The 26,952-nt window shown below is 70.0% G+C and carries 1 protein-coding gene; it reads right to left on the bottom strand.

What is annotated here, in order from left to right; all coding sequences use genetic code 11:
• Nucleotides 1–41: 41 nt before the first annotated feature.
• Complete coding sequence (locus JWS13_RS44720; RefSeq protein WP_206011442.1) at nt 42–26,831, bottom strand: non-ribosomal peptide synthase/polyketide synthase; 26,790 nt, start codon at nt 26,829–26,831, stop codon at nt 42–44.
• Between the last annotated feature and the right edge of the window lie 121 nt (nt 26,832–26,952).

The following is a 26,952-nucleotide window of genomic DNA, read 5'->3' as shown; positions in this document are numbered from 1 at the left end:
GCACTGCAATAGAGAGCGGGCCCGCTCGCGGAAAAAGCGGGTCAGTGCGTGCCCAGATAGTCCTCGAGGACGGGCCCGACCACGGCCAGAACCTCGGGTTCGATCATCTGGTTGTGCTCGCACTCGATCTTGACTTCCCGGATGCCGCCGGTGACCGAATCGCGCCATTCCTCCGGTGAATGCTCGCCAGTCGACGCCGATCCGGCGGCGGTGAAGAACAGCAGGTCCCCGTCGAACACCTGGGGCCGGAAGTTGTTCATGATCCGCGAGGAGTTCGTGAACCCGGCGCTGATCCGCTCGAGGTGCCGAGGGGTCAGTCCGGTCTTCTGCCCGAACGCGTCGTCCAGCAACTCGACGGCCCGCTCGTAGGTGAGTTCCTCCCCGGCGACGGCCTCGAGGTCCAGTCCGAGACCGTGCAGCAACTCGGACACGGTGAGGCTCTCCGGGCCCTGATCGGCCCCGTTCGCCACGTAACTGTCCATGAGGGCCAGGGTGTCGACGGCCTCGCCCTCCCGCCGCAATTCGACGGCCATGGCGTGCGCGATGACGCCGCCGAGCGACCAGCCCAGCAGGTGGTACGGCCCGTGCGCCTGGACCTTGCGCATCTCCAGCACGTACTGGTGTGCCAGTTGCTCGATCGAGTCGACGGCCGGGCCGCCGCTGATGATCGGCAACTGCAGGCCGAACGCCGGACGGTCCTGCGAGAGGTGCTGCAGCAGTCCCGCATACCCCCAGGACAGACCGATCCCGGGATGGATGCAGAACAGCGGCGGCTTCTCCCCCGTCGGGCGCAGCGGGATGACGACGCCGAGCGCCTCGTCGACCGGCGACCCGGCGGTGTTCTCGGTGTCGATCCTCAGTGCCAGCCCCGCGGGCGTGGGGTCCAGGAACATGGACTGCAACGGGATCTGCCGTCCGAGGCGGTCCTGCAGCACCGTGATCACCCGGGTTGCGACGATCGAGTTGCCGCCGAGGTCGAAGAAGCTGTCGGCGGTGCCGACCCGGTCCACACCCAGCACCTCGGCGAACGCCTCGACGATGATCCGCTCGGTCGCCGTCGTCGGGGCCCGGAAGGCCGCGCCGGTGGTGCCGAACTCGGGCGCGGGCAGCGCCTTGCGGTCGAGTTTGCCGACCGGGGTCATCGGGATCTGGTCGAGCACCACCACGGCCGACGGGACCATGTGCGCGGGCAGGCGGTCGGACGCGTGGGTCCGCAGTTCCGCCGGCTCGAGGTCGTGCCCCTCGGCCGCCCGCACGTACGACGCGAGGAGCGTGTCGCCGGACGGACCGGTGTGACCGATGGTGGCCGCGAACGCGACCGCGGGGTGGCGGGCGAGGACGGCGTCGATCTCACCGAGTTCGATGCGGAAGCCGCGGACCTTCACCTGGAAGTCGGTGCGGCCGATGTACTCGATGGTGTGGTCGCCGCGCCAGCGCACGACGTCACCGGTGCGGTACATCCGGCGGCCGGGCTCCCCGTACGGGCAGGCGACGAACCGTTCCGAGGTGAGCGCGGACCGGTTGTGGTACCCGCGTGCCAGTCCGGGTCCGGTGATGTACAGCTCGCCGGGCACGCCGGCCGGGACGGGCTGCAGGCGTTCGTCGAGGACCAGCGAACCGAAGCCCAGTGCGGGGGCGCCGATGTTCACGACCCCGCCCGGACGCATCGGGGCGCTGACGCTCGCCTGGATGGTCGTCTCGGTGGGCCCGTACCCGTTGTGCATGTTGCGGTGCTTGCCCCAGATCTCCACCAGTTCCGGCGGGCAGGCCTCGCCGGCCACCGCGAGGACCCGCAGCGACTCGAGACCCACGTCCTCGATGGACGACAGCGCGGTCGGCGTGATGAACGCGTGCGTGACCTCGTTGCGCCGGAACAGATCGGCCAACTCGGCGCCACCGAAGATGGTGGGCGGCACGATCACGACCCGGGCCGAGGCGCCGAACGCCATCATCAGCTCGAAGATCGACGCGTCGAAACTCGGGGACGCCAGATGCGAGACCCGGGAGTCGTGCGTGACCTGGAACCGTTCGTGTTCCTCCGCGGTGAGGTTGGCCATGCCGCGGTGAGTGACGATGACCCCCTTCGGTTTTCCGGTCGACCCCGACGTGTAGATCAGGTACGCCGGGTGCGCCAGATGCAGCGGCATCGTGCGGTCGGCGTCGGTGACCGGCGCCGAGGACACGCCCGCGACCTGCTCGGCGAACGTCTCGTCGTCGAGCACCAGCCACGGCACCGTGTCCGGCAGGTTGTCGCGCCTGCCGGCGACGGTCAGACCGACCGAGGCCCGGCAGTCGGTGAGCATGTAGTCGATGCGGTCCCGCGGGTACGTGGGATCGACGGGCACGAACGCGGCACCCGACTTGGCCACCGACCAGATCGACACCACTTCCTCGATCGACCGCGGCATACCGATGGCCACGAACGTCTCCGGTCCGACACCCTGCGCGCACAGCACCCGCGCCAGCCGGTTGGACCATTCGTCGAGTTCCCGGTACGTGACCTGCCGGTCCTCGAACGACAACGCCACCGAGTCGGGGTCGAGGGCCGCGGCGGCCGTCAGCAGGTCCGGCCACACCTCGGGCCGCACGTCGGGCTTGCCGCGCGCCGGGACCATCTCGTCGATCTCCGCCTCGTCGAGCAACGGGACGGTGCCGATCGGCCGGTCCGGGTCGGCGACGACGGCCGCGAGGACCCGCACGAACCGGTCCGCGATCGAGCGCGCCGTGTCGGGGTCGAACAGGGAGACGGCGAAGTCGAGGCCGCCGGCGACGCCCGCGGGCGCACCGTCCTGATCGAACCGCTCGGCCAGGATCACCTCGAGGTCTTCCTTCACCACCCGGGTCTCCAGGTCCACGTTCTCGACCCGCAGGTCCGGAAGTTCCAGCGTCGGGTTCTCGTTGTTCTGGAACTCGAGGGCCACCTGGAACAGCGGTGAGTACGACGTGGACCGGGTCGGGTTGAGTTCCTCGACGAGCCGCTCGAACGGCAGGTCCGCGTGCTGGAACGCGGCCAGGTCGGATTCCCGGATCTGCTGCACCAGTTCGGCGAACGTCGCGGACGGATCGATCCGGTTCCGCAGGACCAGCGTGTTGACGAACATGCCGACCATCTCGTCGAGCGCCTCTTCACCGCGCCCGGCGACCGGGGTGCCGATGACCACGTCGTCGGTGCTGCCGAGCCGCGACAGCAGTACGGCCAGCGCGGCGTGGACGGCCATGAACATGGTGGCGTTGTTGGCCCGCGCGAAGGCCGTCAGCCGCTGATGGAGGCCGGCGTCGATCGCGAACTCGACGCGATCACCCTCGAACGTCTGCTGAATCGGGCGCGGCCGGTCGGTCGGCAATTGGATGACGTCCGGCAACCCGGCCAGCGTCTCCGACCAGAACCGCAACTGCCGGTTGATCATCGACTCGGGATCGTTCTCCGAGCCGAGTCCGGCATGCTGCCACAGGGTGTAGTCGGCGTACTGCACGTGCAGCGGAGCCCACTGCGGGCCTGCGCCCTCGAGCCGCGACGTGTAGGCCACCATGACGTCGCGGGCGAGCGGCGCCAGGGAGAATCCGTCCGCGCAGATGTGGTGCACCACGATCGTCAGCACGTGATGGTCGGGCGCCGACCGGAACAGGGCCGCCCGGACCGGGACGTCGGTGCTGACGTCGAATCCGCGGGACACCAGATCCATGATGTGCCTCGGCAGGTCCGCCGCGTCCACCTCGACCGTGGCGACGTCCGGTTGCGCGTCGACGGCGGCCAGGATCCGCTGGGTCGGTTCGTTGCCGACCGTCGGGAATACGGTGCGCAGCGTCTCGTGCCGTTCGAGGACATCCGCCATCGCCAGGCGCAGGGCGTCCTCGTCCAGGGTTCCGGTCAGCCGCACCGCCAGCGGAATGTTGTAGGCGGGTGAGGACGTGTCGAACTGGTTGAGGAACCACATCCGCTTCTGCGCCAGCGACAGCGGAATCCGGTCGGGGCGTTCGACGGGGGCGAGCGCGGGGCGGGCGCCGCCGCTCACGCTGTCGGCGACGCGTTCGGCCAGCGACCGGGCGTCGGGGGCCTCGAACAGCGCCCGCACCCCGATGTCGGTGTCCAGGGCGTCCCGCAGCCGCGCGGTGACGCGCGTCGCGACCAGCGAGTTGCCGCCGAGGTCGAAGAAGTTGTCGTCGATCCCGATCCGTTCGAGACCGAGGACGTCGGTGAAGATGTCCACGATCTTGCGTTCGAGGTCGTTGGTCGGCGGCTGGAACTCCGTGGTGGTGACGTGGAACTCCGGCGCGGGCAGCGCCGACCGGTCCAGTTTGCCCACTGGCGTCAACGGGATTTCGTCGAGGAACATGATGCTCGTCGGCACCATGTGCGCGGGCAGCCGCGTCGACAGGTGCGCGGTCAGCTCGGCGGGATCGACGCCCCCTTCCGTGACGGGCAGCAAATAGGTCACGAGCACCGTGTCACCGGACGGGCCGGGGGCACCGAGGGTCGCGGCGAAGCTGACCCCGGGGAACGTGGCGATCTCGTTGTCGATCTCACCGAGTTCGATGCGGAACCCGCGGATCTTCACCTGGAAGTCGCTGCGGCCCACGTACTCGACGGTGTGATCGGCGCGCCACCGGACGATGTCGCCGGTGCGGTACATCCGCTCCCCCGCCTCCCCGAACGGGTTGGCGACGAACCGCTGGCTGCTCAGTTCGGGGCGCCGGTGGTAGCCGCGGGCGAGACCCGCGCCGGTGATGTACAGCTCGCCGGGAACGCCGACGGGCACCGGCTGGAGCCGCGAATCGAGCACGAGTTCGCCGACGCCGCGGATCGGGCCGCCGAGGGTGATCGGGTCGCCCACCGTCATCGGGTCGCTGATGTTGGCCATCACCGTGGTCTCGGTGGGGCCGTATGCGTTGGACAACTGCCTACCCGGCGCCCAGCGGGTCACCAGCTCGGGCGGGCACGCCTCGCCGCCGAACACCACGTGCTGGAACTCGTCGAGCCCCTCCGGGTCCACCGTGGACAGCGCCGCGGTGGTGACGAAGGCGTGGGTGACGTGTTCGGACCGGATCAGTTCGGCCAGTTCCGCTCCGCCGTACACCGTGGGCGGTGCGATGACCATGGTGGCGCCGACGCCGAACGCCTGCAGGTACTCGAACACCGACCCGTCGAAGCTCGGTGTCGAGAAGTGCAGTGTGCGGGACGTCTGCGCGGCGGCGAAGCGCTGCCGCTGGTCCTCGGCGAAGTTGTCGAGGCCCTCGTGGGTGACGACGACGCCCTTCGGCTTGCCCGTCGAACCGGAGGTGTAGACGATGTATGCCGCGTTGTCGAGACTTATCGGCGACCGCCGGTCCGAATCAGCCACCGGCAGAGCCGGTTTCGACTGGCACGCCTTCTCGAACTTGGGCGAGTCGAGCTGCAGCCACGGCACCGAGTCGGGCAGCGACTTCTCGTACGCGGCCATGGTCAGCCCGATGGTGGCGCCCGAATCGGTGAGCATGTGCTCGATACGGTCCATCGGGTAGTTCGGGTCGACCGGGACGAACGCGGCACCGGTCTTCGCGACCGCCCACACCGCGAGAACCGACTCGATCGACCGGGGAATGCCGAGCGCCACGAACGTCTCCGGACCCGCGCCGCGGGAGATGAGAACCCGGGCGAGCTGGTTGGAGCGCTCGTTGAGTTCGCGGTAGGAGACGTTGCGGCCCTCGAACGTCAGCGCCGTGCGGTTCGGATCCAGCGCCGCCGCGTCCTCGAAGATCTGCGGCAGCGTGCGGACGGAGAACCCGGGGCGACCGCGCACCGGGGCGAACTCGGCGAGTTCGGCCTCGGTGAGCAGTTGCATGTGGGCCAGCGGGATCTCGGGCCGGTCGGCGAGGGCGTCGAGCACCCGCCGCAGCCGGTCCGCGATCTCGTCGACCGCGCTTTCCTCGAGGACCTCGGGGAGGTACTCGAACTTGAAGTTCAACCGGGCGTCACCGGAGGCGACGACGGCGAGCGGGTAGTGCGCGGAGTCCTTGCCGTCGATGCCGAGGACGAACATCCCGGCGATGTCGGTCTGTTCCGTCAGTCCGGCCTCGTCCACCGGGTACGACTCGAACACGGTCAGCGTGTCGAATGCGCCGCCGCCTCCGACCGCCGACTGGATGTCGGTCAGTCCCACGTAGTGGTGGTCGAGCAGCGTGGCCTGTTCGCGCTGCACGCGTTCGAGCAACTCGCCCAGCGACTCCCACGGGTCGAGGGTGACCCGCACCGGGAGGGTGTTGATGAACAGACCCACCATCGATTCGATGCCCGCGATCTGCGGCGGCCTGCCGGACACCGTCCCGCCGAACACCACGTCGGAGCGGCCGACCAGGCCGCCCAGCACGATTCCCCACGCCGTCTGGACGACGGTGTTGAGGGTGAGCCCACGTTCGCGGCTCAGGTCCCGCAACCGGGTGGTGTGCTCCTCGGACAACGTGAACGCGGTCTCCTCCGCGACGGCGGAGTGCGCCTCGCCCCGCTCCAGCGGGGCCAGCAGCGTCGGCTCCTCGACACCGTCGAGCGCGGTGCGCCAGGCGTCGAGGGAATCCGTGGTGTCGTGGCGCTTCATCCACGACAGGTAGTCGCGGTAGGAGTGGACCCGCGGCAGCAGGCTGCCGTCGGCGTCCAGGGCGTACAGCGTCAGCAGGTCCCGGATGACCAGCGGTGTCGACCAGCCGTCGAGCAGGATGTGATGGTTGGTCAGGATCAGCCGGTACTCGTCCTCGGTGAGCCGGACCAGGGCGAGACGCAGCAACGGCGCGTCCGCCATGTCGAACTTCACCGACCGGTCCTGTGCCACGATCCGCTCGTATTCGCGGGTGGTCTCCTCGGGGCCCAGCGCCGACAGGTCGAACTCCGACCACGGCAGTTCCACGTGCTGCTGGATGATCTGCGCGGAGGCGCCGGCACTGTCGTGGACGAACGCGGCCCGCAGGTTGGGGTGCCGGTCCAGCAGGGCCTGCCCGGCCCGGCGGAACCGGTCCGCGTTCACGTCGCCGCGCAACTTCAGCGCCAACTGCACCAGGTACGGGTCGACCGAGGCGTCCGAGAACTGGGCGTGGAACAGCAGCCCCGACTGCAGCGGTGACAGCGACCAGATGTCCGACAGCGCCGGGAACCGGGATTCGAGCCGGTCGATGGCGTCCTGGTCGAGCGTCACCAGGTCCAGATCGGACGGTGTCACACCGCCGGCGTCGGGCCGCGCGACGTGCTCGGTCAGCGCGGTCAGCGCCTGCACCCACAGGTCGGCGAGCGCGCGGACCTCGGACGGGGTGAGGACCCCGGTCGGGAACGCCCACGTGGCCCGCAGCCGGTTGCCGTCGGCCCCGGTGCCGGTGACGGCGTTGATGTCGAGCGCCGACGCAACCGGGATGTCGGAGGCGGGGATGTCGTCGAGCTTGGTGTCCGTCACCGGAACCCAGGCGTGCCCGTGGATGTCGGTCGACGTCGCGCCGCCCAGCCGGCCCAGGTAGTTGAACGTGACCTGCGGCTTCGCGAGCGCCCGCAGCTGGTCGGCGCTGTCCGGATCCAGGTAGCGGAGCATGCCGTACCCGATGCCGTGGTCCGGGATGGCCAGCAGCTGTTCCTTGATCGCCTTGATCGCCGACCCGGCAGCCTTGCCACCGGCGAACGCGTCGTCCAGGTCGATGCCCGACAGGTCCAGGCGCACCGGGAACATGGCCGTGAACCAGCCGACGGTCCGGCCCAGATCAGCGCCCGGCAGCACCTGGTCCTCGCGGCCGTGACCCTCGAGGCTGACCAGCGATTCACGCGTGAAGTCGCCGTGGGTGCGCCGCCACTGCGCCAGGGCCAGCGCCAGCGCGGTCAGCAGACCGTCGTTGACGCCGCCGTGGAACGCCTCGGGGACCCGGGTCAGCAGAGCGTCCGTGACGTCGGCGGGCACCTCCACGGTGACCTTCTCGACGGTCCCCGCCACGTCGATCGCGGCATCGAGCGGACGCGATCCGATCAGCGGGTCGTCGGCCTCGAGCACCCGGCGCCACAATTCGATCTCGGTGCCGCGTTCGCGGGTCGCGTCGACGAGTCCGTGCGACCATCGCCGCATCGACGTGCCGAGCGGTTCGAGTGCCGGTTCCTGACCGGCGGAGACCTGCGCCCACGCCGTCGCCAGGTCGGGCACCAGGATCCGCCACGACACGCCGTCGACCACCAGGTGGTGGGCCACGACCAGCAGCCGCCCACCCTCGTCGCCGGCGTCGAACCACACCATCTGCAGCATGACCCCGGACTCGGGGTCCAACCGTCCTGCGGCGGCGTCGAGTTCGTGGGTCGCGATCTCCGCGAACGCGGACCCGACCACCGTCGGGACCTCGACCCGGTGCAGCACGTCGTCCACGTCGACGGCGCCTACCGCCTGCACCTCGATCCGCCACTGCGGTGCGGCGCCGAGCAGACGCGCCCGCAGCATGTCGTGGTGATCGACGACGGCCGCGATCGTGCGCTTCAGCAACGTCTCGTCGGCGGCGGCGGGCAGGGACAGCAGCGCGGTCTGGGTGTAGCGGCGGAAGTCGCCGCCGCGTTCGAGCAGCCATGCGGTGATCGGGGTGACCGGCATCTCGCCGATCCCACCGCCGGGCAGTTCGTCGAGGACCACCACATCGGCGGCGCCCGCCCAGGACGCGGCCTCGGCGAGGGCGGCCACGGTCTTGGCCTCGAACACGTCCCGCGGGGTGAGGACCACCCCGGCGGCCTTCGCGCGCGCCACCAGCTGGATCGACATGATGCTGTCGCCGCCGAGGGCGAAGAACGAATCGTCCACGCCCACCGATTCCAGACCGAGCACCTCGGCGAACAGCCCCGCGAGGACGGTCTCCATCTCCGTCGCCGGGGCGCGGCCCGCCGACACCCGGGCCCCGAAGTCGGGTTCCGGCAGCGCGCGGCGGTCGAGTTTGCCGTTGCTCGTCAACGGCAGCGTGTCGAGCACCACGAGGGTGGCGGGCACCATGTACGAGGTGAGCTGAGTGCCCACGAACTCGAGGGCGGAGGACACCTCGACGGTGGCGCCGGATTCGGGCACCACGTAGCCGATCAGCCGGTGGCCGCCGTGCCCGTCGTCGCGGGTGAGGACGACGGCCTGTGCGATGCCGCGGTACCGGAGCAGCGCGGATTCGATCTCGCCGAGTTCGATGCGGAATCCGCGGATCTTCACCTGGAAGTCGCTGCGGCCCAGGTATTCGAGCTGGCCGTCGGTGTTCCAGCGCGCCAGGTCGCCGGTGCGGTACATCCGTGCCCCGGGACGGAGCGGGTCGGCCACGAACCGGGTGGAGCTGAGCCCGGCCCGGCCCAGGTAGCCGCGAGTGACCTGGTCACCCGAGACGTACATCTCGCCGATGGTGCCCGGGGGCACCGGGTGCAGGCGCCGGTCCAGGACGTGCACGTGCAGCCCGGCGATGCCGCGGCCGATCACGCTGGCCGACGCCGACTCCGCGAACGCACGGTCCAGTGCGAGGTAGCTGACGTGGACCGTCGTCTCGGTGATGCCGTACATGTTCACCAGGGTCGGGGCGGAATCGTCGTGCCGGGAGTACCACCGGCCGAGCTGACCGAGGTCGAGAGCCTCACCGCCGAAGATCACGTACCGCAACGCCAGTGCCGCCGCGTGCACGTCGATCTCCGAGACGATGCGGTCGGTCTCGGCGAGCTGGTAGAACGCGGTCGGGGTCTGGTTGAGGACGGTGACCTGCTCGTTGCGCAGCAGTTCGTGGAACATCTCCGGCGACCGTGCCGTGTAGTAGTCGACGACGACGAGCCGGCCGCCGTACAGCAGCGGACCCCACAGCTCCCACACCGAGAAGTCGAACGCGTACGAGTGGAACATCGTCCACACGTCGTTCTCGTCGAACCCGTACAGCGGCTGGGTGTTCGCGAACAGGGTCAGCACGTTGCGGTGCGAGACGACGACGCCCTTGGGGCGGCCCGTGGACCCGGAGGTGTAGATGACGTACGCCACCGACGCGGCGTCGAGCGGGGTCACCCGGTCGGCGTCGGTGATCGTCGCCGGTGACTGCTGTGCGAGGTCCGCGGTGGTCTCCGGGTCGTCGAGCAGGATCGCTGGGGTCTCCGAGTCGGGCAGGGCCGAGACGTCGCCGGTGGTGGTGATCACGCAGTTCGGTGCGGCGTCCTCGAACACGAACGCCAGCCGGTCGGCCGGGTAGGTGATGTCGACGGGCAGGTAGCCGCCGCCGGACTTGATCACGGCCAGCAGGGCGATGATCAGATCGCAGGTGCGTGGCAGTGCCACCGCCACCAGCGTTTCCGGGCCTACGCCCTGGGCGATGAGCAGCCGGGCCAGCCGATTCGAGCGGGCGTCGAGTTCGGCGTACGTCAGCGCCACGTCCTCCGACGTCACGGCGGTGGCGTCTGGGAACCGGGCCACGCTCTGCGCGAACCGGTCCGCGAGGGTGTCGGTGCCCGCCTCGACTCCGGCGGTGTTCCACACGGTCGCCATCGCGGACCGCTCGGCGGCGTCGGTGATCACGATGTCACCGACCGGGGCCTGCGGATCGGCGGTGACGGCGGCGAGGATTCGCAGGAACCGGTCCGCGAACGTGCGGACGGTGCCGGCGTCGAACAGATCGGTGGCGTAGATGAACGACGCGGTGATCCCCGACGCCACCCCGTCCGCGTCGAACCCCTCCTCGACGCTGAGCTGCAGGTCGAACTTGGCGACCTCGAGGTCGAAATCGACGGCGGCCGCGGTGAGTTCGGGCAGCTCGAGGCGCGGTGTCTCATTGTTCCGGAACTCGAGCAACGCCTGGAACAGCGGCGAGTGAGCGGTGGAACGCTCCGGCGCGAGGGCGTCGACGAGCCGCTCGAACGGCAGGTCCGAGTGGTGGAACGCGGCGAGGTCGGTGGCCCGCACCTGATCGATCAGGGCGCCGAAACCCGTGGCCGGGTCGACGGCGCTGCGGAGCACCAGGGTGTTGACGAACATGCCGACCATGTCGTCGAGCGCGGCGTCACCGCGACCCGCGATGGGGGTGCCGACGGCGATGTCCTCGGTGGACGACAGCGCGGACAGCAGCACCGACAGAGCCGCGTGCACGGCCATGAACATGGTGGAGTTGTGTTTGCGCGCCAGCGCGGACAGCGCCCGGTGGACGTCCGCCGGAATCGTGAAGTCGACCTGCGCACCCCGGAACGACTGCTGGACCGGGCGCGCCCGGTCGGTCGGCAGCTGCAGGAGTTCGGGCAGGTCGGCCAGCTGATCCGTCCAGTACCGGAGCTGCTGGGAGATCAGCGACTCGGAGTCGCTCTCGTCACCCAGCAGTTGCAGCTGCCACAGCGTGTAGTCGGCGTACTGCACCGACAGCGGGTTCCACTGCGGTGCGCTTCCCGCGATGCGGGCGGCGTACGCGGTCATGACGTCCCGGGCGAGCGGGGTGAGCGAGAACCCGTCGGCGCAGATGTGGTGCACCACGATGACGAGCACGTGATCGTCGGGGGCGAGCGCGAACAGCGCGGACCGCATCGGCACGTCGGCCGTGACGTCGAAACCGGCGGTCGCGAGACCGGCGATGTGCTCCCGGAGTTCGGCCTCGGACACCTCGGTGATCTCGAGGTTCGGCGTCCACTGGCCGGGCGAGAGCACCACCTGGGTCGGTTCGCCGTCGTGGGACGGGAAGACGGTCCGCAACGACTCGTGCCGGACGAAGACGTCCGTCACCGCCGCGCGCAGCGACTCGACGTCCAGGTGACCGGTGAGACGCACGGCCAGGGGGATGTTGTAGGCCGCCGACGACGTGTCGAACTGGTTGAGGAACCACATCCGCTTCTGCGCCAGCGACACCGGCACGTGCGCGGGCTGCGCCATCGGGCCGAGCGGCAGCCGCACGTGGTCGCCGTCGTGCGCCGGGGCGAAGGCCGTCGACTCGATCAGGCGGGCCAACTGATGGATCGTCGGCGCCTCGAACAGGGTGCGGACCCCGATGTCGGTGTCGAGTTCCGCGGTCAGGCGTGCCGCGACCCGGGTCGCGATCAGCGAGTTGCCGCCAATGTCGAAGAAGTTGTCGTCGATGCCGACCCGTTCGATGCCCAGGACCGTGGTGATGACGTCGGCGATCGTGTGTTCGAGCACCGTCGACGGCGGCCGGAAGGCGTCGGAGGTGGGCAGGAACTGCGGTTCGGGCAGCCCCGCCCGATCCAGCTTGCCGACCGGGGTGAGCGGAATCTCGTCGAGGATCATGATGCTCGACGGGACCATGTGCGCGGGCAGCAGGTTCGCCGTCCACTCCTTCAGCTCCGGCGGTTCGAGCACCGACTCGGCCTCCGGCAGCACATAGGACACGAGCACGGTGTCGCCGGCAGGACCGGGGCGCCCGAGGGTGACGGCGAACGCGACGGACGGGTGCCCGGCGAGTGCGCTGTCGATGTCGCCGAGTTCGATGCGGAAACCACGGATCTTGACCTGGAAGTCGGTGCGGCCCAGGTATTCGACCGTATGATCGGGCCGCCACCGTGCGAGGTCGCCGGTGCGGTACATCCGGTCGCCCGCGTCGCCGTAGGGGTTGGCGACGAACCGTTCGCTGGTCAGCCCGGCGCGGGCGTGATAGCCGCGGGCCAGGCCCTCACCGGAGATGTAGAGTTCGCCGGCGACGCCGACGGAGACCGGTTGCAGCCGCGAGTCGAGGATCACCTCGGACACGCCGCGGACGGGGGCGCCGATGGTGACGGTCTCCCCCACCTGCAGGTGGTCGCTGAGGTTGCTCATGATGGTGGTCTCGGTAGGACCGTAGCCGTTGTACAGGGTGCGGCCCGGCGCCCAGCGGCTCACCAGTTCCGGTGGGACGGCCTCGCCGCCGGCGACCACGTTCTGGAACACGTCGAGACCCTCGGGGTCCACGGAGGCCAGCGCCGCCGGGGTGACGAACCCGTGGGTGACACCCTCGGCGCGGATCAGCTCCGCGAGTTCCTCACCGCCGTACACGGATGGCGGCACGATCACCATGGTCGCGCCGACGGCGAACGACAGCAGGTATTCGAGGACCGAGGCGTCGAAGCTCGGCGAGGAGAAGTGCAGGGCCCGCGACTCCGAATCCGTCGCGTAGCGGGTGCGCTGCTCCTCGGCGAAGTTGTCGAGACCGCGGTGACTGACCACCACACCCTTCGGCTTGCCGGTGGACCCGGACGTGTAGATGACGTACGCCGGGTGCGCGAAGCGCAGCGGCACAACGCGTTCGGCGTCGGTCACGGTGTCGGCGGACATCGCCGCGACGGCGGCGTCGGTCTCGGCATCGTCGAGGGTCAGCCAGGTGACCCCGGCGGGCAGCCGGTCGCGACCGGCCGCCACCCGCAGGCCGAACGTGCACCCGGAGTCGGTGACCATGTGTTCGACCCGTTCACGCGGGTAGGTCGGGTCGACCGGAACGAACGCGGCACCGGTCTTGGTGATCGACCACACGGCGAGCACCGATTCGATCGACCGTGAGATGCCCAGGGCCACGATGTCTTCCGGGCCGACGCCGCGGCCGATGAGCAGGCGCGCGAGCTGGTTGGACCGTTCGTCGAGTTCCCGGTAGGACATCCGGCGGTCCCCGAACACGAGCGCGGTCGCGTCGCCCGACGCGGCGGCCGTGTCGGCGAACATCTGCGGCAGTGTGCGCACGGACCGGCCGGGCCTGCCGCGGGCCGGAACCAGTTCCGCTTCCTCGACGTCGGTGAGCAGGCGCAGCTGCGCGAGCTTCATCCCGGGGTGCTCGGCGAGCGCGATCAGTGCCCGGACGACCCGGTCGCCGATCCGCTCGACCGCGGCCCGGTCGAACAGATCCTCGACGTATTCGAGCTTCAGTTGCAGGTTCTCGTGCGCCGAGGCGATCAGGGCGAGCGGGTAGTGCGCGGCGTTCGCGCTGTCGTGCACGTCGAGGACGTGCATGCCGGCGATGTCGGTCTGCTCGGTCAGCCCTTCCCGGTCGACGGGGTAGGACTCGAACACGGTCAGCGTGTCGAATCCGGCGCCGGGACCGGCCACCGACTGGATGTCGGTCAGGCCGACGTAGTGGTGGTCGAGCAGCGCGGCCTGCTCGCCTTGGATGCGTTCGAGCAACTCCCCCAGCGTTTCCCGCGGGTCGAGGGTGACCCGCACCGGGAGGGTGTTGATGAACAGGCCGATCATCGACTCGATGCCCGCGATCTGCGGGGGCCGACCCGACACCGTCCCGCCGAAGACGACGTCGGAGCGGCCGACCAGGCCGCCCAGCACGATTCCCCACGCGGTGCGGATCAGGGTGCTGAGGGTCAGCCCGTGTTCGCGTGCGAGCACACTGAGCTGATCGGTGCGGTCGACGTCGAGTTCGACGACCAGTTCACTGGACTGCGTGTCGCTCTGGGCCGACGCGTCGGCCGGCGCGAGGAGCGTCGGGTCCTCCACACCGGCGAGGGCGCGCTGCCACACCCCGAGGGAGTCCTCGGTGCTGCGGTGCGACATCCACGCGAGGTAGTCGCGGTACGGGTGCACCCGCGGCAGCACGCTGGTGTCCCCCTCCGTGGCGTACAGGGTGAGGAGGTCGCGGATCAGCAGCGGCATCGACCAGCCGTCGAGCAGGATGTGGTGATTCGTGATGATCAGGCGCTGCTCGTCCGCACCGACCTGGATCAACATGAACCGCAGCAGCGGCGGCGTGGCCATGTCGAATCCGCGGCGCCGGTCGGCGTCGAGGAGTTCCGTCACCTCGGCTTCGCGGATCTCCTCGTCGAGCGCGGACAGATCGATCTCCGTCCACGGCAGTTCCGCGTATCCGTGGACCGCTTGGACGGGGGTGCCGCCCTCGTCGTAGACGAACGACGCCCGCAGGTTCGCGTGCCGGTCGAGCAGGGCCTGCCCTGCCACCCGCAGGCGGGACGCCACGGCGCCGCTCAGTTCGAGCGTCACCTGCACCGTGTAGGAGTCGATCGACTCGTCGGCCAGCAACGCGTGGAACAGCAGTCCGGACTGCAGCGGCGACAGCGACCAGATGTCGGACAGCGCCGGGAAGCGCGACTCGATGCGGTCGATGGCGTCCTGGTCGAGGCTGACCAGTTCGAGGTCGGACGGGGTCACACCGCCGGCGTCGGGGCGGGCCGCGTACGTCGTGAGCGCGGTCAGCGCCCGGACCCAGAGTTCGGCGAGTTCCCGCACCTCGGCGACGGTGAGGACGCCGGCGGCGTACGCCCAGGTGGCGCGCAGCTGGGGCCGGTCGTCCACCTCGGTGGTGACGGCGTTGACGTCGATGGCCGAGGTGACCGGGGTGTCGAGGTCCTGCGCCCGGTCCATGTCGACTTCACCGGTCGGCGTCCAGCCGGCGCGGGTGGCCGCCTCGGACAGGTCGGCGGCGAAGCGTCCCAGGTAGTTGAAGCTGATCTGCGGCAGCGACCGGGCCGCGAGCAGCGGTGCGGTGTCGGCGTTGAGGTACCGCAGCATGCCGTAACCCATGCCGTGGTCCGGGATGGCCAGCAACTGTTCCTTGATCGCCTTGATCGCCGACCCGGCGGCCCGGCCGCCGTCGAACGCGTCGTCGAGGTCGATGCCCGACAGGTCGAGACGCACCGGGAACATGGCCGTGAACCAGCCGACGGTGCGGCCCAGATCGGCTCCGGGCACGACCTGGTCCTCGCGGCCGTGACCCTCGAGGCTGACCAGGGTCCCGTCGACGGACCGTCCGTGCAGGGTGTGGCCGCGGGTGCGCCGCCACTGCGTGACCGCCATCGCCAGCGCGGTGAGCAGTCCGTCGTTGACGCTGCCGTGGATCGCCTCCGGAAGGGCCGTGAGGACGGCCTCGCTGACCTCGGCGGGCAACTGCACCGTGACCCGGCCGACGGTCGCGTTGACGTCGACGTCGGGGTCGAGCGGACGGCTGCCGACGAGCGGGTCCTCGCAGTCGAGGATGCGCTGCCACAGATCCAGTTCGCCCGCCCGGTTCGCCGCCTCGTCGACCAGTCCGTGCGCCCACCGGCGCATGGACGTGCCGACCTGTTCGAGGGCCGGTTCCTGGCCCGCCGAGATCTGCGCCCACGCGGTCGCGAGGTCGGGGACGAGGATGCGCCACGACACACCGTCGACGACGAGGTGGTGCGCGACCACGAGCAGGCGTCCGCCGGATTCCCCGGCGTCGAACCACACCACCTGCATCATGACGCCGGCCGCCGGATCGAGCCGGTCCAGCGCGGCGTCGAGTTCCGCGATGACGGTGGCCGCGAATGCCGGTGTTCCCGGGGCCGCGGACACCGCGACGCGGCGGATCAGGTCCTGCGCGTCGACCGCACCGACCGGGCGGACGGCGAGATGCGAGTCGTCGGCGGAGACCATTAGCTGTGCGCGCAGCATGTCGTGCCGGTCGAGGACGGCCTGGAACGTACCGATCAGCGGTTCGAGTTCGCGCAGGTTCGGTGGCGCGGTCAGCAGCGCGGACTGCGACATCCGGTTGAATTCGCCGCCCCGTTCGAGCAGCCACTTGGTGATCGGGGTGGTCGGCATGTCGCCGACACCGCCGCCGGGCAGTTCGTCGAGAACGACGACGTCGGCGGCGCCCACCCACGACGCCACCGCGGCGAGACCGGCGACGGTCTTGGCCTCGAACACGTCCCGCGGGGTGAGCACCACGCCCGCGGCCTTCGCGCGGGCCACGAGCTGGATCGACATGATGCTGTCGCCGCCGAGCGCGAAGAACGAGTCCTCGACACCGGCGGATTCCAGACCGAGCACCTCGGCGAACAGTCCGGAGAGCACCTGTTCCATCTCCGACACCGGCGCCCGGCCGGTGGACACCCGGGCCCCGAAGTCGGGTTCGGGCAGCGCGCGGCGATCCAGCTTGCCCGCCGGGGTGAGCGGCAGCTCGTCGAGAACGATCAGCGCGGACGGCACCATGTACGGGGCGAGGAATCCGCCGACGAAGTCGAGGACGGCCTCCGGGTCGAGTTCCGCGCCCGCCGTGGGGACGAGGTAGCCGACGAGCCGGTTGGCGCCGGTGCTGCCCTTGTGCGCGGACACCACCGAGCGGGCGACCCCCGGGTAGCGGGTGAGGGCGTTCTCGATCTCGCCGAGTTCGATGCGGAACCCGCGGATCTTCACCTGGAAGTCGCTGCGGCCCAGGTACTCGAGCTGGCCGTCGGTGTTCCAGCGGGCCAGGTCACCGGTCCGGTACATGCGGGCACCGAGGCCGCCGTACGGGTTGGCGACGAACCGCTCCGCCGTGGTGCCCGCCCGGTCCTTGTAGCCGCGGGCCAGACCGGAACCGGTGACGTACAGTTCGCCGGTCACCCCGTTGGGCACGGGGTGCAGGCGGGAATCGAGCACCATCTCGCCGGTGCCCATCGGCGGACGGCCGATGGTGACGCCCTCACCGGGCAGCATCGGTCCGGTCACGCTGGACACGACCGTCGCCTCGGTGGGTCCGTAGGCGTTGAACATCCGCCTGCCGCCGGTCACCCACTGCGCCACCAGCTCCGGCGGGCACACGTCACCGCCGGTGGCGACGCACTCGAGCTGGTCGAGGCCTGTGGGGTCCACGGACGCCATGGCCGCCGGGGTGATGAATGCGTGCGTGACCCGGCCCTCGCGGAGCACGTCGGCGAGTTCGGTGCCGCCGATGACGGAGGCCGGCGCGATCACCATGGTCGCGCCGGACCCGACCGCCAGCAGCAGTTCCAGGATCGAGGCGTCGAAGCTCGGCGACGAGAAGTGCAGGGTCCGCGACCGCGGGGTGACCCCGAAGCGGACGCGTTCGTCGGTGGCGAAGTTCGCCAGACCGCGATGGGTGACGACGACACCCTTCGGGGTGCCGGTGGACCCGGACGTGTAGATCAGGTAGGCCGGGTTCTCCAGCGCGAGCGAATGTGTCCGGTCGGCGTCGGTCACGACGGCGTCGGAGTGCGCGCTCACCTGGTCGTCGAAGCCGGGTGCGTCGACCACCACGTAGGAGGTGCAGTCCGGCAGGGTGGGACGGAACTCGGCGACGGTGAGCGCGAGCGCCGCACCGGAGTCGCTGAGCATGTGGACGATCCGGTCGGTCGGGTAGTTCGGGTCGACCGGCACGAACGCGGCACCGGTCTTGGCGACCGCCCACAGCGACAGCACCGATTCGGGCGACCGCGCCATCGCCAGCGCGACCACCGATTCCGGGCCGATGCCCCGCCCGATCAGCAGGCGGGCGAGCCGGTTCGACCGCTCGTCGAGCTCCCGGTACGTCACCTCGCTGCCATCGTACGACAGCGCGGCGGCCTTCGGGTCCACGGATGCCGCCGACGCGAGCAGTTCGGGCAGGGTCCGCGGCTCGGCGTCGGGCCCGTCCATGACCGGGGTGAGCGCCGCACGTTCGGACGCCACCATCAGCTCGACGTCGCCGACAGCCATGCCGGGCTCGGACGTCACCGCATCGAAGATCCGCTGCAGATAGTCGGCGAAACCCGCGATCGTGGAAGCGTCGAACAGGCTCGCCGCGTACGTGAACGCCGCAGAGATCCCGGCGGGCTCCCCCGACACCCCGAACTCCTCCGTCAGCGTGAGCTGCAGGTCGAAGTTGGAGATGTCGGTGGCCAGGTCGAGGCCGGTGACGGTCAAGCCGGGCAGCTCGAGCCGCGGGCGCTCGTTGTTGCGGAACTCGAGCACCACCTGGAACAGCGGCGAATGAGACGTCGCGCGTTCCGGCGAGATCGCGTCGACGAGCCGCTCGAACGGCAGATCCGCGTGGTGGAACGCGTTCAGGTCGGTGTCGCGGACCGTGGACAGCAGGTCGGTGAACGTGCCGGACGGTTCGACCGGGGTGCGCAGTACCAGGGTGTTGACGAACATGCCGACCATGTCGTCCAGGGCGGCGTCGCCGCGGCCGGCGATCGGGGTGCCCACCGTCACGTCGTCCGTGTCACCCAACCGGGCCAGCAGCACGGCCAGCGCGGCGTGCACGGCCATGAACACACTCGAATTGTGTTCGCGGGCGGTCGTGATCAGCCGACTGTGGATCTGCGCGTCGATGCTGAACGAGTGGATGCCGCCGCGCATCGACTGCTGCGTCGGGCGCGGATGGTCCGTCGGCAGCGCGAGCAGTTCCGGAAGCCCGGCGAGCGTGTGCGTCCAGTAGTCGAGCTGGGCGGCGAGCAGGCTGTCCGGGTCGTCGGCGTTGCCGAGCACCCGGTGCTGCCACAGCGCGAAGTCGGCGTACTGCACCGGCAGCGGCGTCCAGTCCGGTGCCTGCCCCCCGGTGCGGGCCGCGTAGGCGGTCATCACGTCCCGGGCGAGCGGGGCCATGGAAAAGCCGTCGGCGCTGATGTGGTGGACGACGATGACGAGAACGTGCTCGCCGGGATCCGTGCGGAACAGGGCGGCGCGCACCGGCACCGACACCGTGACGTCGAAGCCGGCACCCGCCAGCCGCGAAATATGCTCGGGCAGCTGCTCTTCCGTCGAGTCGATCGGCGACAGATCCGGCACCACGTCCTCGGTCGGCAGGATCACCTGGAGGGGCTCGCCCTCCACCATCGGGAACCGGGTGCGCAGCGACTCGTGCCGGTCCATCACGTCGGCGACGGCGTCCTGCATGGCGTCCTCGTCGAGGTCGCCGGTCAGCCGCACCGCGAGCGCGATGTTGTAGGCCGGGGAATCGAGGTCGAACTGGTTGATGAACCACATGCGCTTCTGCGCCAGCGAGACCGGCAGATGGTCGGGGCGCACCCCGGCCACCAGCGGCGGACGTTCGGCGCCCTGCCCGGCCTCGGATTCGATCCGGGTGGCCAGCGTCGCAACGGTCGGGGCGTCGAAGATCTCCCGGACCCCGATCCGGCTGCCGAGCGCGGCGTTGACCCGCGCCACCAGCCGGGTGGCCACCAGCGAGTTGCCGCCGAGGTCGAAGAAGCTGTCGTACACGCCGATGCGGGGGGCGTCGAGCAGGTCGGCGAAGATCGACGCGAGGATTTCCTCGATCGGGTTGCGCGGGGTGACGAATTCGGCGGACGGGCTGAGGAATTCCGGCTCGGGCAGCGCGCCGCGGTCCAGCTTTCCGGTGGCGCCGAGGGGGAACCGGTCGAGCACGATGATGCGGGTCGGCACCATGTAGGCGGGCAGCGCCTCCGCCGCCGCGTCGCGCACGACCGCGGTGTCGATGTCGGCGCCCGCCACGGGGATCACGTAGCCGACGAGGCTTTCACCGGTCGCCTCGCTACGGTGCACGGTCACGACGGCCTGCGCCACCGACGGGTGCGCCAGCACGGCCGCCTCCACCTCGCCGAGTTCGATGCGCTGGCCGCGGAGCTTGACCTGGAAGTCGCGGCGGCCGATGTATTCGACGTTGCCGTCGGCGCGCCAGCGGACGACGTCGCCGGTGCGGTACATCCGCTGTCCCGGTGCGCCGAACGGGTTCGCCACGAACCGGTCCGACGTGAGGTCGCTGCGACCGACGTAGCCGCGGGCCAGCTGGATACCGGCCAGGTACAGCTCGCCGTGCACCCCGACCGGCACCGGATGGAGCCGGGAGTCGAGGACGTACAGCTGCGTGTTCCACACGGGTGCACCGATCGGGACCGACGCGCGGTCGCCTTCCGTGCACTCCCAGAACGTGACGTCGACCGCGGCCTCCGTCGGGCCGTACAGGTTGTGCAGCGCCGCGGATCCGAATTCGCGGAACGCGTCGGCGGTGGCCGGCGGCAGCGCCTCACCACTGCAGAACACCTGGCGCAGCGAACCGCAGAGGTCCGGTTCGGCGCCCGCCGTGAACACGGCGAGCATCGACGGCACGAAGTGCATGGTGGTGACCTGGTGGTCGGCGATGATGTGGGACAGGTACGTCGGGTCCCGATGACCGTCCGGCGCGGCGAGGACGAGTCGCGCACCGACCTCGAGGGGCCAGAACAGTTCCCACACGGACACGTCGAACGTGACCGGCGTCTTCTGCAGCACCACGTCCGTGTGATCCATCCGGTACGTGTCCTGCATCCACAGCAGCCGGTTCGCGATCGCCCGGTGGCTGACGGCGACCCCCTTCGGCCTGCCCGTCGAACCGGACGTGTAGATCACGTAGGCGGTCGAATCGGGGTGGATCGGAACGCCCCGCTCGGCGTCGGTGATCGGGGTGCTGGACCGCCGGGACAGGTTCAGGGTGTCGATCTCGATCACGGCGGCGTCCGCGCCGTCGACGCCCTCGCACCGATCGCGGGACGCGGTGAGAACGCAGGCGGGTTCGGCACTCTCGATCACGTACGCGATCCGGGACGCCGGATGGTCGGGGTCGAGCGGCACGTACGCGGCCCCGGTCTTCTCCACCGCATAGATCGCGATCATCAGTTCCAGGGAACGGCGCAGCGCGACGGCCACCCGGGATTCGGGTCCGACACCACGGGCGAGGAGTTCGCGGGCCAGCCGGTTGGCGCGGGCATCGAACTCCGCGTAGAGCAGTTCCTCCTCGGCGAACACGACGGCGACGGCGTCCGGGGTCCGGGCCACCTGTGACTCGAACAGGCTGACCAGGGTCGCCGAGTCCGGGACGGGAACGTCGGTGTCGATCCACTGCTCGAGCATCCGCTGCGTCTCGTCCGCGCCGATCAGGTCGAGGTCGCCGACCTTCGCGTCCGACCCGGCGGTGATCGTCTCGAGCAGCGTGACGAACCGTGCGGCCAGCGCCGTCATCGTCGGCGGGTCGAACAGTTCCGACGCGTAGGAGAACTGGACGTCGATCGCGCCAGGGGCGCCGGAGTCCTCGATGTGCTCGGTGAGGATGACCTGGAGATCGAACTTGGCGGCACCGGTCTCGAGGGCCTCGACCTCCACGTCGAGTCCGGGCAGCTCGAGCCTGGTGTTCGCGAATCCCTGCAGCACCAGCATCACCTGGAACAGCGGTGAATGCGCTTCGGAGCGGGTCGGTTTCAGTTCGTCGACGAGCCGCTCGTAGGGCAGGTCGGTGTTGCTGAACGCCTCCAGATCCACGGAGCGGGTGTGCGAGAGGATCTCGGGGAAGCTGCGATCAGGGTCGACGGTGGTGCGCAGGACCACGGTGTTGACGAACATGCCGACGACGTCGTCGAGTTGCCGTTCGCCGCGGCCGGAGACCGGGGATCCGATCGACACGTCGGCCGACCCGCTCGACCGGGACAGCAGGACCGCGAGGGCCGCGTGCACCACCATGAACAGGCTGGCGTCGTTCGCGCCCGCGATGTCGAGCAGCGCGGTGTGGATGCGTGCCGGAATCGTGAAGTCGGCGGTGGCGCCGATCATCGACTGCCGGGCCGGTCGCGGACGATCGGTCGGCAGGTCCATGACCTCGGGGGCACCGTCGAGGGTTCGGGCCCAGAACGCCAGTTGCCGGGACAGCAGACTCGTCGGGTCGTCGGAGGATCCGAGCAGTTCGCGCTGCCACACCGCGAAATCGGCGTACTGCACCTCGAGCGGCGCCCACTGCGGGGCGTCGCCGGCGGCGCGGGCGTGGTAGGCCACCATCACGTCCCGGGTCAGCGGCGTCATCGACAGGCCGTCGGCAGCGATGTGGTGCACCACGAACACCAGCACGTGATCGTCGGTCGCGGTCCGGTACAGCTCCGAGCGGATCGGCGGTTCCACGGTGACGTCGAATCCGGTTGCGGCGTCGGCGATCAGGCGGGATTCGAGTTCGCTCTGGGCGACGTCGATCGCGTCGAGTTGCGGGCTCACCTCCGCGACCGGCAGCACCACCTGGATCGGACCGTTGGGGGTGTTCGGGAACACGGTCCGCAGCGATTCGTGGCGGGTGAGGACGTCACTCACCGCGGTCCGCAACGCGTCCACGTCGAGCGTGCCGCGCAGCCGGATGCCGACGGGAATATTGTACGCGGGCGACGCGGTGTCCAGTTGGTTGATGAACCACATCCGCTGCTGCGCCAGCGACACCTGCACCGGGCCGGAGCCGGCGCGCGGCGCGAGCACGGGGCGCGCGGAGGTGCGGGGCCCCGCGGCGTCGACGCGGGCACTGAGCAACGCGACGCTGGGCGCCTCGAACAGATCCAGCACCCCGATCTCCGTGCTGAGCGCAGTGTTGACCCGGGACACCACGCGGGTCGCGACGAGGGAATCGCCACCGAGGTCGAAGAAGCTGTCGTCGACGCCGACGCGCTCGACTCCGAGCAGTGTCGCGAACACCTCCGCGATCTGCATCTCGGTCGGTGTCACCGGCGCCCGGTAGACGGTGGACGTCGCCTCGAACTGCGGTTCCGGCAACGCCTTCCGGTCGAGCTTGCCCGCCGGGGTCAACGGGACCTCGAGGAGCTCCATCACCCTGGCGGGCACCATGTGCGCGGGCAGCGTGGCGGCCGCGTGTTCGAGGATGTCGCCGACGACGATCTGCGCCCCGCTCTCGGGCAGCACGTACGTCACCAGCGCCGTGTCGCCGGATGGTGCGGTCCGTCCGACGGTGGTCGCGAACGCGACGCTCGGGTGTGAGCGCACGACGGCGTCGATCTCGCCGAGTTCGATGCGGAAGCCGCGGATCTTCACCTGGAAGTCGGTGCGGCCCAGGTATTCCAGCTGACCGCCGGCGTTCCACCGGGCCAGGTCGCCGGTGCGGTACATCCGCTCACCGGGTGTCCCGTGCGGGTCGGCGACGAACCGCTCGGCCGTCGGAACCGACCGATTGTGGTACCCACGTGCCACACCGTCGCCGGTGATGTACAGCTCGCCGGGCACCCCGGCGGGGACGGGGTGCAATCGCGAATCGAGCACCAGCAGACCGCAACCGCGCGACGGGCGGCCGATGGTGACCGGTTCGCCGACCGTCAACGGTCCCGCGACGCTCGCGACGACGGTGGCCTCGGTAGGACCGTAGGCGTTGAACATGACGCGTCCCGGCGCCCACTGCTGCACCAGCGCAGGAGGACAGCTCTCACCACCGGTGACGACGCACCGGATGTGGTCGAGCCCGGTGGGATCGACGGAAGCCAGCGCGGCCGGCGTCACGAACGCGTGCGTCACCCGTTCGCGGCGCAGCAGGTCCGCGAGTTCGGTACCGCCGTATACCGTCGACGGCGCCACCACCATCGTGGCGCCCGCGCCCACGGCGAGAAGCAGTTCCAGGATCGACGCGTCGAAACTCGGTGAGGAGAAGTGCAGGGTCCGCGACCCCGCGGTGACGTCGAACCGCTGCCGCTCGTCCTCGGCGAAATTCGCCAGACCGACATGCGTGACGACCACACCCTTGGGTGTGCCGGTAGAGCCGGACGTGTAGATCAGGTAGGCCGGATCCGCCGTCCGCAGCGGCCGGAGGCGGTCGGCGTCGGTGACCGCGCCTGCGGTGTGCTGTTCCAGTTCCCGCCCGAACGACGCGTCGTCCATCACCAGCCACGGCGTGATCGCCGGCAGCGACGCGCGGTGCGCCGTGGCCGTGAGACCGACGACCGCACCGGAATCGGTGAGCATGTGCTCGATACGGTCGGCCGGGTAATTCGGGTCGACCGGCACGAACGCGGCCCCGGACTTCGCGACCGCCCAGGTGGCCAGCACCGACTCGATCGAACGCGCGATCGCCAGCGCCACGACCGAACCCGGCCCCACCCCGTGACCGATCAGCATGCGGGCGAGCCGGTTCGACTGCTCGTCGAGTTCGGGGTAGGTCAGGGTGCGCCCCTCGTAGACGAGAGCGTCCCCGTCGCCGCCGGCCGCGACGGCACCGGCGAGCAGTGCGGGAAGCGTGCGGGGCTCCACCGCGGGCTCGTCGCGGACCGGCGCGAGTTCCGCGTACTCGGCGGGTTCGAGGAGGTCGACGTCCCCGATCGGCGCGGCCGGATCCGCCGTCACCGCCTGCAGGATGCGGACGAAGCGGGCGGCGAGCGCCTCCGCGCTGTCGCGGTCCCACACGTCGGTGGCGAACCGCAGCCGGCCGTTGATTCCGCCGGTCTCCGATTCGGTGAGGGAGAACACGAGATCCAGCCCCAGGGCGCGGTGTTCACGCTGGATCGGGCTGATAGTCACGTTCCCCGAGGAGTCGTGCGGATGGCCACCGTCGGTGAATTCGAGCATGACCTGGAACAGCGGCGTGTGCGACGGGTCGGGTTCCGCGACAACGGCGGCGACGAGATCGTCGAACGGAAGCGCCGCATGCGAGAACGCGGCCCGGTCGGCGTCCCGGACCCGGCTCAGGTGCTCGACGAACGACGACGCCTCCTCCACCTGCGATCGCAGAACGGCCTTGTTGAAGAACGCCCCGGCCTCCGGGTCTTCGGAGTCGGTCGTGTCACGCCCGACGATCGGTGTTCCGATCACGACGTCGTCGGTGTCACCCAGCCGGCCCAGCAGCACGGCCAGCGCGGCGTGCAGTGCGGTGAAGATCCCGGTGCCCGCCTCCTCGGCCAGCAGTGCCGCGCGGCGCTGCACGTCGGCGTCCACGGCGAACCCGACGACCTCGCCCGCCCCGGCCCGCTCGCTCGGGCGCGGCCGGTCCAGCGGCAGCGCCGTCACCTCGGGCAGTCCGGCCAGCTCCCGCTTCCAGAACTCGAGCTGGGACTCCCGCTCGAGGAACCGCGCACCGAGGCGTGCGCTCTCGACGTGGATGTCGGCGGTCCGCGCCTGCGGCTCCGCGGTGACGAATTCCTCGATCAGTTCCACGAACCGGCGGTGGTGAGCGCGCAATTCCTCCGCGCCGTACCGGTTGGGGTTGCCGCGGAAATCGAGGAGTGTCTCGCCGTCACCGCCCTGATAGATGTTGACCAGCAGGTCGTCCACCGGGCCCGACGTCACGATGTGGTACTCGCCGCTGACGGAGCCCAGCGTGAACGCCTGGTGGAACAGCATGACATTCACCATCGGACCGGCGAGACCCTCCGCCGTCCCCGCGAGGCCGGCGTCACGGCGGATGTCCTCGAGGCTGCACCGCTGATGACGCAGCGCACCCATCAGTTCGAGCTGCGTCCGCTGCACGAGTTCGGCCACCGTGTCCTCGGGGCGGACGGTGATCCGCAGCGGGGCGACGTTGACGAGCATGCCGCCGGACCGCTGCAACGGCGCCGTGGTGCGCGCCGACACCGGCAGGTTGATGAGCACGTCCCGCTTGCCCGTCATCCGGGACAGGTAGCAGGCGAACCCGGCGAGCAGGACGGCCGCCGACGTGGCACCGACCCGCTGATCCGACTCGCCGAGGAAACCCAGCGCGGATTCGGAGATCTTCGCGCTCTCGAGCCTGCTCTTCGCCGCCGCGGGCGCGTCGTGGGTGGCGAGCGTCGACCCGTGCTCGATGCCGACTATCCGTTCGGCCCAGTACAACCGGTCGTTCTCGAACCGGGTCGACTTCCGGTACTTCTGGTCCAGTGCGTACAGATCGCGCAGATCCAGTGCACGGTTCGGTTCCGGTTCGGTGCCCTCTATCGCCGCGGTGTAGAGCGCCGCGATCCGGTTCACCATGGTGTTGCCGCTGTACCCGTCGAGGGCTACATGGTGAATCCTGGTGTACCACAGATAGTGCTGCTCACCGACCTGCAGGACGTTCATCTCGACGAGCCGGTCCCTGGTCAACCGCAGAGGTGTGGCGTAGTCCTCGTCGATCCACGCGTGCGCGGCCGACATCGGGTCGTCCTCGCCGCGGAAGTCGAGGAACCCGATCGACGGGTCGATCGTGAAATCGACCGCCTGGTAGGGCTCCCCGTCGACGTCGAGCAGACGCAGGAACGGCGACTGGAACTCCTGGCCGGCCCGCACGGCCGCGTCGCTCAGCAGGTCCAGGTCGATCTCGCCCCGCAACTCGATGTACTGGGCGATGAACTTGGGGACCGTGGGGCTCAGTTGTTGGGCAAACCACATGCTCCGTTGCACCGAGGAGAGCGGGAAGGCCCCCTCGGGAACGTTCACGTTCACATCTTCGGCGCCGTTATTCGGCTGCGGCGAATTCACAGTCGTCATCTCGTTCCCCCAGCGGGTAGAAGACCTTGGATGCGCAAGTCCTGCGCGTGAGACGGACCAACCGACGCCGGTCTCCCACGCTGTACTGATCGTGCTGTACGTGTGGGCCCGGTGTGCGTCG

Origin of the sequence: Rhodococcus pseudokoreensis, from assembly GCF_017068395.1 — a bacterium.
Taxonomy (GTDB): domain Bacteria; phylum Actinomycetota; class Actinomycetes; order Mycobacteriales; family Mycobacteriaceae; genus Rhodococcus_F; species Rhodococcus_F pseudokoreensis.
This window is presented reverse-complemented; position numbering and strand designations above follow the sequence as displayed.